The 15217-nt window shown below is 55.3% G+C and carries 9 protein-coding genes; all 9 read right to left on the minus strand.

Annotated features, from left to right (window positions below):
- Position 1: 1 nt before the first annotated feature.
- Complete coding sequence (locus tag BUA15_RS08300) at positions 2–4303, minus strand: protein NO VEIN domain-containing protein (protein WP_072715520.1); 4302 nt, start codon at positions 4301–4303, stop codon at positions 2–4.
- 16 nt (positions 4304–4319) lie between these two features.
- Positions 4320–7262, minus strand: coding sequence for a DUF1156 domain-containing protein (locus tag BUA15_RS08305; protein WP_072715521.1), 2943 nt, complete (start codon positions 7260–7262; stop codon positions 4320–4322).
- A gap of 61 nt (positions 7263–7323) precedes the next feature.
- A complete protein-coding gene (locus BUA15_RS08310; protein WP_072715522.1) occupies positions 7324–7515 on the minus strand; it encodes a hypothetical protein in 192 nt (63 codons plus the stop codon).
- Positions 7512–8423 (minus strand): hypothetical protein, encoded by a 912-nt coding sequence (locus BUA15_RS08315; protein WP_072715523.1) that lies wholly within the window; start codon positions 8421–8423, stop codon positions 7512–7514. The genes BUA15_RS08310 and BUA15_RS08315 overlap by 4 nt, the downstream gene beginning before the upstream one ends.
- Positions 8420–8791 (minus strand): hypothetical protein, encoded by a 372-nt coding sequence (locus tag BUA15_RS08320; protein ID WP_072715524.1) that lies wholly within the window; start codon positions 8789–8791, stop codon positions 8420–8422. The genes BUA15_RS08315 and BUA15_RS08320 overlap by 4 nt, the downstream gene beginning before the upstream one ends.
- Complete coding sequence (gene cmr4 / locus BUA15_RS08325) at positions 8784–9839, minus strand: type III-B CRISPR module RAMP protein Cmr4 (RefSeq protein WP_072715712.1); 1056 nt, start codon at positions 9837–9839, stop codon at positions 8784–8786. The genes BUA15_RS08320 and cmr4 overlap by 8 nt, the downstream gene beginning before the upstream one ends.
- A gap of 23 nt (positions 9840–9862) precedes the next feature.
- A complete protein-coding gene (locus BUA15_RS08330; protein WP_072715525.1) occupies positions 9863–12952 on the minus strand; it encodes a CRISPR-associated protein Csx11 in 3090 nt (1029 codons plus the stop codon).
- Positions 12949–13854 carry an RAMP superfamily CRISPR-associated protein gene (locus BUA15_RS08335; RefSeq protein WP_072715526.1) on the minus strand — a complete coding sequence of 302 codons (906 nt, stop codon included), beginning with the start codon at positions 13852–13854 and terminating at the stop codon, positions 12949–12951. Before BUA15_RS08335 ends, BUA15_RS08330 begins: the two co-directional genes overlap by 4 nt.
- Before the next feature lie 10 nt (positions 13855–13864).
- On the minus strand, positions 13865–15091 hold the full coding sequence (gene cmr1, locus BUA15_RS08340; protein WP_084660570.1) for a type III-B CRISPR module RAMP protein Cmr1: 1227 nt from the start codon (positions 15089–15091) through the stop codon (positions 13865–13867).
- Positions 15092–15217 lie beyond the last annotated feature (126 nt).

The raw sequence follows: 15217 nt of genomic DNA on the forward strand, positions 1-15217 counted from the left end.
GCTAGCCTCCTGCATTCGGGCCAAAACGACTATCGGACCGGGTTTGAAATTTGTGCCTTTGGAGGATATGGTCTTTCCTTACTCTGTATAATACCTGGACACGTTCGAATCGTTCTGCTTCAAGTATTTCGGCTGGGTTTTGCAGGGGAAGGATTTCATCGGTGTTCAAGACAATCACCATAAGCCAGTATCGCGTGCCATACTCTTCCGCTTTCTTCCATTCATTCTCTGTCATCACAACGTCTTGCAAAGAGCTTAAGCCCTTCACCTCTACAACAAAATATTCTTCTCCATTCTCTACCACCAAGTCATAACCGCGATTTTGTTTCGACACGTCCTGCACTCGATATCCTTGTTGTCGCCACCATTCTTCAGCCTTCTTCATGGCATATTTTTCCACATCGGCATCACCCTTCTGACCCCGATATCTGGAGACTGGTTTGACATGTGACTCAGCCACGCCGATTTGATGCTTTACGGGAGTTTCTTGTTTAAATCGAGTCGATTCCTCTCGGGCAGATTCATTTGGACGAGGTCCACTTTTCGTGGTGAGAGACTGGAGTTCTTCTAAAGTGAGAGGGACGTAATCTTCGTCTCGTTCCTCGGCCCTTATCTGGTTAAGTTGTTTGTCTTCTGGATGTGCCGCATGGGAAGATGAAAGTTGAGGCTGTGCCGGCGTAACCTGGCGGTCATCTTCCACAAGCGTGTGGAGGTTGGACAGACTGACCTGTATCCTGCGCTCCCAGCGTTGTAGGATTTTCTGTAGCCGCAATTTGCTCCCCAATGCTTCCCATACGTCCTTTGTGAACTCTCGTAGACCGGGTACTTCCAGCGCTCGCTCTAAGGCATCACCTACAGGATCGGCCAGCGATTCCAGGGCATCAGGGGTGAGATACAAGTGCCAATTATCCCGGTCAAAGTAGGCTTCGTCCGTATCAGGGGCACTGCGAATTCCCTTGATCTCGTAGTAGACGTATATCTGCTCGACACGCTTAACTGCAGGAAACTTTGTGGGCAGGTTCTGATTACCTGCCCGGTTTGCAAACTCTATAAGCAAGGGCCATATTCGGTGTAGCGTTGAGATGTCCCTGGCCAAAACAGAAATTTCTTGTCCTTCATGCTTAATGTGCGTGGTCGCTGTTGAGACACCTGGAATCTCCAAGCGACCCGCTAATTCTTCTAGCCCGGTTAAGGCCCACCAGCCCAGTGACCACGAACCAAACTTGCCCTGGAAGAGGTTGACCAAACGTTCTTTGTCGGGTATCACCAAGTCCTGGGCCTTGTACCACCAGACTGTACCCCCTGAGTCGCGGCCCGGCCAACAGCGTTCTGTGCTGAGCAAATGCCGGTCCTCTTCCTCCAGTTGATCCCAGTACTTCATCAAAAGGTCGGCAATGCGCCTTACCTGTTCAATATCGGGATGTTCTTTCTGTTTGGCCAGTTGAAGGAGACGTTTGGCAAGATGACCCGGCTGCGGGTCCTCAGAAACACCCAGAACTTGGACAAAGAACGACTTAAGGTCGTGTTTTCCCCATGCCGGACTGAGGTGGGGAACACTTTCTGACGGGTCGTACCAGCACACCTCGTCTGTACGGAACCAGCCATACTGGGGATGCAGGATAAGGGGCGAACTGTTGAAGTGTCTTGCTACATCCTCTATTTCGTTATTATCTTGCTTTGCAAGCCATTGGTAAATGGGTAGAACTTTGTTCACATCCCTCTCATTCTGATCGGCAAGGTCATGCAAGTATTGGAGTACATCTTTTATGTCTACAGAGAGCCGGATGCCCAATATTTCTGCGAGTTTTCTATATTTTTGCACCCTGAGGGGAATATCGGGGTGCAGGTATCGCATCTCTGGACCAAGGACTTCCTGGAGAGAAGGATCCCATAATTCCCTTGGAGGCGCAGACATGCCTTGTGCATCCACCAGCCAGGCAGCCTCTCTGAGGCGAGCTATCCAGAGTGACAAAATTGTCTCAGACCGATTGGTGTAATAGAAGTACTTGACTTCTGCATTTTGCACTTTGGGGTGTTGCTCAAGTACTTCTGCCATTACGACCCAAAGACATCGAGAATTTTCTACTGTGGGATTACTGGACACTGCCCCATACACTGCTTCAAAACCATCAATGTCCCAGTCTACCCCCTCATATCCTTGAGTAGAGTACAGAAATAAATTTTCTGATGGATTCCTTCTCGAAATCCATTCTCTCACCTCCCAGTCGGATAGGTTTTCTTTCACTGGTTTAACAACAGGAAGATCTTGTACCCCAAGAGCACGAAGAAATTCTCCCCAATCATCCTTGGACTCTTGTTGCTCCCTGTAATCCTCAGACACGAAAGAGCGTCCCCCAGCGATACGGAAGTATTGCTCCACTGCCCTAATCCCTCCCAATGCTGTAGGCAAGTACATGTTACTTGCGCTCATGTATTTTCCTTCTTGCGATCGTAAAAAGGGGAGCTCCCCTATCTTCCTCAGATCATCTCTTGCGATTTTCCCATCATTCCAGAGGTGATAGAGCATTCGAATGTGCAGCCTGTTATCATCGGCTGGCGGCACGGTTTCGTGACCATAAATCTCCTGTAACAGGCGTTCAACAACGTTGAATGGGGTAAACTCTCTCACTCCGAGTCCACGCAAGGATTCCCGAACGGCCTCATCGGTTGCCAAATCTTGCGCTATCAGAGGAAGGTATCTTTCAAACGGCTTGAGCACCTCAGGCAGGTCTGATGGTGGAAACACGGCAACGCAAGGCTGAATATGAGCCCCAGTATGCACTCTCACAATGGGGATCTGCTGTATGTCTTCGAGTAAATCTCTTTGAGAGGCAAGATACCTGTAGAGTTTCTTGAGCCATTCGGTGGATTGCTGTTCGAACCATTGAGGTTCTTTGTTCGCAAGCCATTGCACTACATTCTTGCTGTGAATCGTTTCCACACCGAACTCTTGGAGTAGCTCACGCGGGTAACCTTGCCTTAATTCCGGAGATACCCACATTGCCTTGGAATTACCGGTCAACTCACGCAAGTCTTGAACATCGATCAGACTATAGACATCACTATTATGTGCAAGATATACATCTTCCTTGCTGTAGAGACCTCCGTCTTCTCCGTGAATGAAGGCACCGCTCTCCAGTGCTTCATATAAATCCCCAACAGGAGCCACGAAGGGGCCCTTACCGTCATCTTTGCGTGGGAAGATATGCCAGACACTCGGAGGAAGTCTGTTTGCGTCTCGCAATTTCTCCGGCAACTGCCGGAGGGTCTCTCCGAGTTCCTGTAAAGCCCAACGCGTGAGAGGATCGTTTTCTTGAATGCCTCTGCGGTCCAAGGTAGCCGCGAAGCGGGCACTGATGTGAAACCGCAATCCGGTATGCTGGTAAAGAGGGAGCCGCACAAATGCCATTCCTTCTTGTGGGAGATAGGCTATAGGAGGCTGATATCGTAAGGCTATTGCGGACTTGGGCGTGATATTTTCTTTCACTTTTCTCCATCGTTTCGCTCCATGAGCGTCTCCGTTCTCCTCGAGGTAATTTACAATTTCGGCGATAACATCTTGGGGGATTGCCTGCGATCTTTCCAAGCGTAGCCAATATTCCTCTCGTAAAGTTCCATCTACCTCGTACAAGAACTCCACTTTATAGGCCTGCCATGCAGGATCTGGTACTTTTATAGATGTCCGTTCACAGACATATTCCGATGTGCGGTGCTTCACCTCATTTTTCCAAATAATGTTTTTCAGGGAGTCCATGAACAGGAGAAAGAGAAAGGCCTTCTCGTCAAAGATTTCCGCAAGTTTTTCAGTAGGTGTTCTTTTCACCTTTCTGAAAGGTAACCAGAAAACAGTTTTGCCTTTGCTGTACAGTTCGTTGACCAGGGACGGTAAGGCTGAGTTATCTACGGGGAATGGGTCAAGCGCGCTCTTGAGTCGAAAACGAAATGCACCTGACAGAACGTGAGGCTCATCGGTTACCAGAAGCACAGCCTTAAACCCAATGCCAAAGTGTCCTATCGAGCGTGCATCCTTGTCGGAAACCAGAAGTCCTGAAATGGCTCTCACATCATTTTCGGAAAACGCTCTCCCGTCGTTCCATATGAGAAGTCCGCTTTCGTACAAATGAAATCCGAGATTTTTCGCGCCTGCGTCTTCTGCGTTCTGAATAATCTCTAAGGCTAACTCTTCAATAGAGGGACGCAATTTGACGCCAAGCGCTTGGGCAACCTCGTACCGTTTCTCACCCCATAGCCGTTCATTCCGACGACGAATTTCTTCGAAAAACACTGTTTTGTCAGCCACCATCGTAGGTCCTCCCAGGTCAGATTTCGTCAAACAACCGGCCCTGCCGTCCACTCTCTCGCACGGCCTGGCGCACGCGCTCGCGGCCAGCCAGGAAGCCGTCCAGCAGTTTCTTCTCCTTGCTGGCGATGGGTAGGGTCTCGGAGATGGCCTGGGCCACGCGGTAGAAGACCTCGCTGGCGCCGTAGCCTGTGGACGCGAGCAACTGCACCATTTCCTGCTGTTCTCCGGCCTCCCAGTGGCGCAGCGCGCGGTGTAAGGTGTCGATCAGGGGCGACGCATGCGTCGCCTCTACACGCAGGTCCTCGATGTGACGCTGGTGGGGACCCAGAACGCGCACGAATTCCTGTTCCTTCTTGATGAAGGTGCCGCGTCGGTTCCACTCTTGCGCCAAGTCGATGCCACAGGATTGGGCCAACTTGCGGGCCTCATCGAAGGGGGCGCGGGCTTCGCCGAAGTTCCAGCGCCAGAGAACATAGAAGCGGGTCATGGAATCAATCTCACCCGCGAAACCATTGTGCAGAATCTGGCGCACCGCGAAGTCGGTGGCCAGGGTGCGTACCTCTTCCAACAGGCGGTCAGCGCGGATGATGTTGCCCTCGTAGTCCATGATCTTTTCGTATTTGCCGAAGACCTCGATGGCCGAGCCGATGGCGGCGATGAAGAAGTCCGCACCGCCGATGCCCTCCTCCCAGAGGCGCTGCAGTTTGCGGTCCAGGTGGCGGCGCAGTTCCTCGCGCACCTCATTGTAAAAGCCGGTCGCTTTACGCGCCACCTTGCGAGCGACAATGTAGATGGAGGAGGCCAGAGAAGCTGTTTCCTGCGCATTCATTCGAGCCTGCATCTCGGTGCTGAGAGGCCAGGCACCGCTGACCACCAGGCCGCTGTCCAGCAAGGCGTTGATGACTGTCTCCCAGCCGACTGTCGTCTTGTAGGCGTAGACGATGACCGCAATGCCATCGGGCTTGAGCACGCGGTGGATTTCGCGGAAGGCCTGGCTCAGCATGGTTTCAAAGCGCTGCTTGCCTTCCTCCAGGCCGCCCTTGCCGTGGGAGTAAGCCACGATTTCTTCGCCCTTGGGTGTGAGGGGTGTGGCGAAGAGGTCGGGATAGAGGTGCCCCACGGTGCGCTTGAGCCAGACATAGAAGAAGTCGGAGAGGTAAGAGTAAGGCACGTTGTCGTAGTAGGGCGGGTCGGTGAGCACCGCATCGAAGTGATTGTCAGGGTAGGGCAGGCGGGTGGCGGAGGCGTGGGAGGTGTGAGGGGTGAGGGTTGGGGGGTGAGGGGTGAGGGAGAGATGTTGGATGACCTCCAAAATGCCTTCCATATCCCATTGGCCGCGTGAACCACTGAAAGGATTAACTTCGCCGAAATCCCAAACCATTGGTAAAGCTTGTCTATCAAACGCTCTTTCAAAGCTTAATGCATCTGCACGCCATCGCGTAAGACTGCACAAATGGGTGGATAATTTGTTCAGGACAAAAGCCAAATACGTCGCCACGGCTCGGGCGAAGTCCTCCCTCACCCCTCGTTCCTCACTCCTCACCCCTAATCCCTCACCCCTCACCCCTTCATACGCCTGGCGCACTTTCTCGGCGAAGGTGATGAGGGCCAGTTTCTGGCGGGCATTGAACAGGTCGCTCCAATTCTTCATCTTGTAATTAAGAACGCGGTTTGTACCTCCCATCGTGTTGGATGGTGTAGGCATTATCGGCTCGGTTGGCACAGGATCCATCCCCCACTCTAACATCAATCGCTCGCGCTTTTCGGCCAGAGCCCGTTCGGTTGCGGCATAGGCAGCCAGGTCGGCCTCGGTGGGCAAACGGTATTGTTTTCCCCCACCCCTCCTTCCTCGCCCCTCACCCCTCGTTACGACCACAGCCACCATGCGCTGGCCTGATTGGCCTTCTTGGAACAGGCGGCGAGTGGTCTTGGCGTCCATGACCGCGCCACAGACGGGGCAGGTGACCACGGCCTGGGAAACGGTGCCCCGTTTGGGGTCGAAGCCCTCGGGCCAGGGGGCGTAGGGGCGACCCGCCGGGTTGCCCCTACGTTTGCCACGGGCGACGATCTCGAATTCCACCCGGCCGTCGCGCACTACGGGGCGCAAGGCGATTTCGCGGTCCTTCTTCTTGGCCAGCCAGAACTGGCGCATGAGGGGAATCTCTGCGCCGCAGGAGGGATTCTGGCAGGGCAGCGTGCGGGCCCAGATGTAGCCGACGATGGTCTCGTCGGGGTCGGGCGAGCGGTAGAAGGCGGCTAGTTCCTTGCGGGCCTCTTCGAGAACCCAGGTCCCCCATTTCTTCACGGCAGCCAACAAGGGGTTGAAGTCAGGCGGGACCGAGGTGGGAGACGGCTCAGGCTCCAGGCCCAGGCCCATCTGGGGGCCGTCATCGTTAGGCGCGGCCTCGTCCTGAGCGAGCAAGTCGGCAGGCATGCCCTCGAAGAGACGGCCGTACTTCTGGGGATACTCCAGGGTGGCCTTGAGGATGAGCACGGCCACAGGGTTGTAATCGTTGGCGTAGGTCTCACAGCCCAGGCGCAGCGCTTCCAGGGGAATGGCACCGCCGCCCGCGAAGGGATCGAGCACGCGCGGGGGCGGCACGCGGCCTGCCTCGATGTCGTCCATGGTGACCGGGCGGCCCAGTTCGGCGGAGAGGTGCTCCGCGTGGGCCTGGTAGATGTCGCGGCGGGCCTTTTCCAAGATATGCGGGTTGAGGGAGTTCTCCCACTTGCTCAGGTCGATGATGAACTGGCGCTGCTTCTGCCACTCCTCGGGCGTCTCCGGTGGGGGCACCAGCGCGGCGTAGGCCGTGGCCCGCGAGGAGGCCAGGGGCCGCCGCGCCCACCAGATGTGCAGCGTACTGATGTGCCCGTGGCGGATGTTCTTCTCGCGCGCGGATTCCGCGCTGACTTCCCTGACGGGAAAGGTTTCTTCAATGAGACGGCGGTCGTGGGTCATGGACGTTCCCTATCCTCACTTCCACAGATCGCAGTACATGCAGCTCAGTAGGTTCTTCGACCTAAGTATTCACCACCTTGGCCAAGCAAGTATCGTGATCAATGCCCTCCAGGGGGTGGGGAGGCCAGACACCCAACGCACGCGCGTGTTCGAGCAGAACCTCAAAGACGCGTAGGTTCGCCTCCAGGTCGGGCTCCTGGCTGCACTGCCACTCGGCTTCGAATTGTTGCCATGCCTTTCTATCCCGGATCATGTTTTCCTCTTACGTCTTCCTGTCCAAAAGCCGTCGCGTTCAATGAAAAACACAAACTCTAACTCTTCCTCTTTCGGTTCTAAAATCTGCGTGCCCGGCTGCCAGTAGAGTTGACAGATTGGTCGTGGCGTCTGCCAATCCCATTGGACAAGGGCCTCTCGGTCGCCTTTTGCAGACGGAAATACCCCATGGGCTACAAGGTATGAAGGCTGTTTTACGACGGGCGTATCGCCGTTTAATTCAACTTCATCGCCAAAACACTTCTCTGCCTCTTCCCACGGCTTTCGCTTTGAAAAAGGTAGCAATACCAGGTGTCCAAAGCCATATCGCGTCTCGCCGCCGATGAAGACTTCCCGAACATCTTTCAGTGCACTTTGTAGGTGCTGGGGTAAAGTATCGTTCAGAAACACGTATCCCACAAAAGCCACCGGAGAAGGCTGGTCGTGGGCTTGTCCTTGTGCCGGTTTCCAGTGCGTGGCGATGCACTCGACCTCCCGCAGGGTACCCTCTTCGGCGGCGCCGGAACCGGGCGCGATGGCCGTGCTCGGTCGGGTGTGAAGGAACCGCCGGCGGAAGCGGCGGTCGGGCTCATTCTTACCGTCTTCTCGATGCCAAAGTAGACCTTTATCCTCTTCGTAGCGTGGGAGCCAGGCGTACCAGTGGCCATTCACCTGCTCTGCCGGGAAGAGATAGGTGAAGCGAGCGTGTTCCTGAAGTTTCCGGCCGATATCTTCATAGTTTGGAAATGAACTACTGGCCCGCTGCCGTGCGACTTCGGCGGTCAACGCGGCCCACATGTTGCGAGCCGGGATGTAAAGCCGCGTGCGATTCAGGGCTCCGGCAGGGGTGTGACCGATGTAAAGCGGGGAGTGCAACTGCCAGACCCAGCGGTAAAGCGTCCAGCTCATGATGTACCGCCTCCCTTGGCTTTCAGGTGATAGCGCGCGTAGGAAAGGGCCGTGCGCAACAGGTCGCGAGCGAAGAGCAGGTCGTCCAGGTCTTCCGATAGCTTCTTTATGGCCTCCAGGATGTCGTTTGCTCCAGCCAGCCGGTTGTGGAAGATGCCTTGAAGGAAATTTAAGGTTTTCGAACTCATGTCACCAGCCACGTTGCTATGCCGGGCCTGGAGGTAAAGGAACATGGCATACGGCCCCTGCTCCTCCAGCACGGCCAGAGCTGCATTGACGCTCTTTTCTTCTATGCCAGAAATCTGGGTTATTTCACGACCCAGTTCGGCGCACCGGATGTCCAGGTTGGTCATCTGAGCCTCACGCATCGCTGGCCTCCTCTTGCTGGTTCTCTGTTTCCGCCTGCATTTCGGAAGGTTGATGCCCTTGGCAATTTATCTCTTCTCCCTCTGCCCATCTGCACTCACAAATCACTTCCACCCGCCCCATGCCACGCGTACCCATGCCACCGATGCCCAGATGCTTGAGATAATTGTGGGCTTCCCTGACCGTTTCATACACCTTATTCGGGCTATCCACAGCTTGGATGTCTTGTCCGTTTATGCGGAAATGCTTGGGATTCTTGGCGATAATTTCCCAGATTAACACGGTGCTGCGAGGAAGCGCTTCATAAGAAAACAGAGCCTTGTCTTCAGCCGCGCCGGTTTCCGGGTTAATGGAGACCGACGTACGCACTTCCAGGTTGCTGTTCACGATGTGGGCGAACAGGCGGTCAGGCACCAGGGCCAGGCGGTCGCGAATGTAGTCGGGAACGCCAAGCGAGTCCAGGTGCCTCGTTATTTGCCCCATTTCACTGCATTGCCGGGTCTCCAACAACAGCCAGCCCAAGTTGAGGGGATTCCCCGGTTCTTCGGCCAGGTATACGGCATCACCGTCCACACCGCTTACCTTCAGGCCCACCCATTCCAGCGCCATGAGTGAGGTGACCCACATGGGACCTCGGCGGGTAGGCACGGGAAAGAGCAGCACGTGGGCATCGCTGAAGGCGGCCAGACCGGCGAAGCCTCCTTCCTGGCCGGCTCCCCGGGCAAACCCGAAGACGGTGCAGACCGGGCAGTCGGGCTGGCGGCAGTGGCCGTGGTCTTTATCAAGCCCCAATCCGGCACAATCGGGGTAAAAGGGTTTTTGCCGGACCTGCTGACCGCTCTGGCTTTGTTGCTGGCGCTGTTCTTCGTAGTGCATCGCCACATAGGTCCGGTACACTCCGGCCAGGCTGGAGCCGGGGATTTTGGGAACTTGTGTGACCGGATCGCGGACGATGGTCAGATCCACCCGACCGATACGAGCACCGCCGGTCCCCACATGGATGGGATCCAGGGCAATGCCAGTGTGCAGAAATTTTTCGTAGCTTGCCATACCTTTTTCTGCTTTTATGAGACTCATTCTTTCAGCACTGATAGATGCCAGTCCAGCGACCACGTAAGCTCGTCCTGCACTGCGGCCGCCGTCAGAGCATCCAGCGCTGTTCCCCGACATTCCAGATGATGCACCAGAAGGGCTCGGTAGGTATCCTGACGCAGTTGTTCAGAAGCTGCTGGAGCACCTTCCGGTGTGCGCCATGCTTCCTCTACGTGGCCCAGCTCGCTCCGCAAATGCTGAAGGGCCGTCTGACTGGGCGCTACTCTCCTGAGCAATCCCCAGGTCTCACGCATTTGCTTCCACTCCTCCAGGTAACGCACATCCCAATCAGCGAAGCGGGCTGCGGTGCTTTCCATAAAGAGAGCGGCTATACGCGCAGGGAATACTCGGATTCCATCCCCCGGGCGCAGGTCAGCCACGTGCCGGAAGACGCGGCCATAGGGATGGCGGAAATCCCGGGGAAAGCGCAACTCGGTGTCCTCCACCTCCACGTAGGGATAGAAGACGTCCTCCCGGCCATCGGGCATGATGGTGGGCACCACCCGCAGGGTGCTCCGGCCATCCTTTCGCTTCAGGCGAAGCGCCGTCACACCGGCCCGGCATTCCACTTCTTCTACCTGCCAAATTTCTACTTTTTTTTCTTCTTTCTCATTGGCCACAAGCGCATCTTCCAAGTTGCGTGTGGCCTCGATCACGGCCTGATAGGGCAACGTGCGGGGGAAGGCGACCACACCCACCCGCAGGGGCAGACGGTCCCACACCCGTGCAAAGCGTTCCTTCCACCACGAAGCGGCCAGGTCCACGCATTCTGAAGCTGCTTCCAGCGGCACCAGCACCCGGAAGCGCAGGGGCGAGATTTCTACAGGGATGACCGGCGCGTAAACCCCCAGATGGGAATGCGGTTTGCCAAGGTCACGCACGGTCTCCACTTGCATATCCCGTATGCGTCCAAATCGGTCCTCTTCTTCCAGTGGGATAACTTCATCCTGCAAGACCGCTTTGGCTTCCTCGGGTTGCAGCAGACGAGCCAGGTTGGAAGCTGTTACAAAGCCTCCCAGACTTTGTATATAGACCAGACTGATTTGCTGGCCTCGCCAGCGACCATCGTAAAGGGTCAAGTCTCGCCAGCCGTTCTTATTCTGGGGGACGAGCACCAGCCGCCGCACCCGCCAGGGATTGGCACTGCGGGCAGCAATTTGCCGAAATTCCCGGAGTAGATCGCAGAAGAACTCCTCTGCCTCGCGCCAGAAACGATACACCCGGCCCGGGGAGGGGAGTTTGCGGAATGATTGGAAGACAAACCATTTGGCATTTTGTATCGTATCGCTGGAATTCCACGAAGGTGCTACGGATCGATCTTCGACAAGACGATTGTAGATGCGTTCCCAAGAAGATGATGCCACACTAGGATCTGAAAACTCTTCTTCTAAATTCGGAATAATACTTCGCAGAATCCCGTCCGTAGAAATCTGTTTCGGGGGACGATCTATTCGTTTTTTGAAATACTGTGTTAGCCTTTCGTGGAGGGGCAAAGTTCGCCAACGCTTGGTTTGATTCTCTATAGCTCTCGCAACTTTCTTGTTGTATTTAAACCACTCCGAAATGGCCTGCGCCCTTAGGCTGTCCACTCGCTCACCAGAAAGCCAGGATTCTACGTCCAAGGAGAAAGTGACCAGGGCCAGGCGGCCGTTGCGGTCGGCCACTTCCTCGAACCAGATAGTGTCGTATCCCAGATGCCCCTGAACCCAAGCGTCCCGGCGGTGGTGGCGTCGCTCGCGGCACATCCGGCAGGGACGGGTCTTGCTGGTAGGGTCGCCATTCAAGCGCACGCGGCATACGGGGCAGACATGGCCACGGGCTTCAGAGGGTGTCGTCCAGCGCACATCCCAGCGTTTGTGAACAGGAATGGCCACGACCTTCAAAGCCTCCTCGCGCTCCTGCACAAGAGGCACCAGAGAACGGGTGGGTGCGCTCAGGCGCACATGGGGCGGAGTCTCCAGGTCAAGGTCGCAAGCAATCCGTTCCACCTCGTCTTGGAGCCATTTCTTCCAGTTCTGAAGCCAAAGTGCAAAATTGTCTTCATCATACTGAAAATTTGGATCGTTTCGGCGCTGGCGCTCCTGTTCCTCCTCGTCAAACCGCTCGCCAGGGAAGGAAAAGACGACCACGCTGTCGTCCCGATATAGCAGCGAGCCCACGGCCAGGTCCACCTCCACGAGCTCAGCCACCCGGCGGAAGAACTCTTCAATCGTCCCCTGGGCGCCGGTCCAATCGCCGATCTTCACTGAGCGGGCTTCATAGTGGTCAGCCCCGATGGCGACGGTAAGCAGACGCCAGCGCACTTTTCCTTTGATATTTTTATCCGTCCACGGGTGGTTATGGTTCAACAGCGCCCCTGCCACCGCACTTTTGAACAGAGCTGCGGCCACATAGGATTGGTCCCACAGGGTCACATCGTTGTTAGGCAGGCGCGTTTCGGCCAGGGTGGAGAGAAAGGCACGGCGGATGAAAGAATCCTCACCGATGGCTTGTTCCCGCCAGCGCCTCCAGGCGGGCACATCGGCCGGTGGATGGCTGGCCCCCAATCGGCAGGCCTCCTCCAGGATCCGGCGGATTTCCTTCACCAATTGCTGCCAGCCCTGGGGTGTGAGAATCTCGGGCGGGTCGGCCAGCAGGTTGCGCTTGGGGTGGCCCCAGGGGGAGGAGAGCCACATATGAAGCACCGTTTGATTAAGGTAGTGTGAGGTGCTTCCAGGAAGATTTTTCTCCACACCGGAGACGACGCCATGAGCGGCCTGAAGAAGCCCAAGCATTCCGGTATTTCGGCCTGCATGCTTTTCTGTAAAGTCAGCAAAACTTCCAGGCCAGGCGTTGTTAGGAATGCCAGCGCCGTACAGCCGCCGCACCCACTCCAACAGATTGTCCCAGGGAAAAGGCGGCGTTTCCTGTTGATGCCATTGGCGTTCGTTATAGCCGTTGTTCTCGCTCCCGTGCCGGCGCAGAAACTCAGCTCGCGCCTTCCCGGCCATATGGAACCAACCGATGGCTTCCATGGCCAGGAGCAAAGGGCGGTGTTGGCGCAGGGTTTCCGCAGGGGTGAAGGTGCTCATGGGTCGCCTCCTGCTGGAAGCCAGTTTTGGATTGCCTCCCACAGCTCCTCGCGTTGAGTTTCCTCTATGGAGCCATGCGTTTTGTGGAATGCCTGCCATCGTTCAATGCGAGCTGTGCCCCAGCCCACGGTACGTTTGGCAGAAATGCCGTAGGTAGTGAGCAGAACCTCGATGGCTTCGAGCAGTTTGGGGAGCACATCCTCCGGTTTAGCCTCCGGCTTCATCCCCGGCCAGGGGGCGTAGAGAAGGGAAAGAGTTCCCTTAGCGCCGGGGGGAACGACCTCATAATAAATGGGCTGAGTACCAGCGCGACGCTCCCGGCTGTGGGGATTGATAACCTCAAAGCCGATACGATCAAACCAAGTAGGGTAGAAGACCAGCGCCCCACGGTGAAAATCTTCCTTCTCGCCTTTTTCGTTGCCAAAAAGATGTAGAATCCAATCAGGGTCCTGCCAATCCCTCTCGAAGGATTTCCCCGATTCAAGAAATTCCCGCAATCCTGCCCGCATCCGACACGCCCAGCGTAGCATGCCCTTCCAGGACGAAGCCGCCATAAAGGGCACACCGAAGACCCGGTCCTTGCGCACGGGATTGTCCATCACGTGGAAGAGCCGATCGTCCTTGGAGTACCAGGGGGTGAGGAGTTCGAATTCCACCTGGAAGGCGAGCCAATCTGAGGAAAGCAGGTTGGAAAAATCTGGAACGGTCTGCGAGATGAGGTCGGGGATGTTGATGTTACCCCTCGCATGTCGCATGTACCTATTACGAGCGTTTTCCTTATCGCCTTGAAAGAAGCGCATGGACACTTCATCCACAAAGCCACCCGCAAGGCTCTTAGGGCGCGCCAGTGTTTCTTGCAGGCTCGTGTTATCGGCTAGCAAAACAAAGTAATTCCATGTCATGATTTTTCCCCTACGAGAACAATCGCTCAAGAATTTGCTCGCCTTTGATAAACTCTTTCTCAGGATCAAAATCCTTCCACCCCGGATCTGGCTTTCTTCCGTTTCCATTACCGTCCCTTAGAACTTTCAGTCTTTCCATTATTTCTTGAAACCCGTCTTGATTCTGGACAAAACCGAAAGTCCGGCGCGCATTCTCTGGCTCCTTGAAACTGAAAACCTTTTTGCTCTCGGGATCAATATTTCGTTGCCGATTAGGTCGTCTTCCGGCAAGCCACGAGTCACCTTGGGAAGACTGATTTTTGGGCTCTGGTCTGCCGATTACGAAATTGAATGAACTTGTATCTGCATCCTGCCGTGCCAGATACCTTCTTTTCACGCACCAGAAGTGCTGGAGAGAGGCCCACGAAAAAGCGCTATTGTCAAATCCTTTACACCATCGATCGTCTTTCACATAGGCTTCTATCTGCTCACGAGTGCACTCTACCCCCTGGGGCCTTGCTTCAACTGCAATAAGACCAAAATCCTGATGGTGCCTTTTACCTACCCATGCATCAATTTGTGTTTGACTGCCCCTGCGCTGAACCATGATCGTCAGAGGGTCACCGTGGCGTCTTCCACGGAGCAATGTCTCAACCTCAGTAAGGCTGGCGACCTGAGTTCCTTCAATTTCCAAGATTACATCGTTCCCTTGCAATGGAAGACCACGACGAGCATGGTGCACAATTACTTGGCCACTGGAATCATCCAAGTCCTCAGCCCCTAGATCCGCTATACCCCATTCTTCGGAGGGCTTGAATACTGTCTTCCCACCAATGGCTCCACATTTGTCAATCAGGCGTAGAGTTAAATCTAGAAGGCACCATTCTTCAGGCCGAATCTGACGCAAAGGGATGAATTTCAGGGCGAATATTTGGCCAGCCCGGATCTGATCCTGAATGACGCCTCCGTTTTCATCCACCACCATCAGCCGGAACTTCCGCGCCCAGCCGGTACAGCCGAAGAGTTCGCACACCACGCAGTGGTGGCCAGGATCGGTGGGCTTTTTTGACGAATCCTGCGGGCAGCGCACCTCTTTGGCCGTAGGATCACACGCCTTCCCACCCAAACCCCGCACCAACACCTCGTACCACCAGCGCAGGGAACCCATGATCCCGGTCTCATAGACACGGTCTGTTCGGCCGTTTACACCACCCGTCTGAAGTGGAGTTAATGAGCTAATTTTCCAGATCTTTTCCATCAGCTTTACCATTAATTGCTCTTGCTAACTCTCCTCCATCGGAACATTTGCCTTTTCTTAGAGGATTTCCTAAAGGAGAAGACACATTTTCAGCGGTTTTGCAACCTATGATTGGCTATCAAAAAA

The organism is Rhodothermus profundi (genome assembly GCF_900142415.1).
In the GTDB taxonomy this organism is placed as follows: domain Bacteria; phylum Bacteroidota; class Rhodothermia; order Rhodothermales; family Rhodothermaceae; genus Rhodothermus; species Rhodothermus profundi.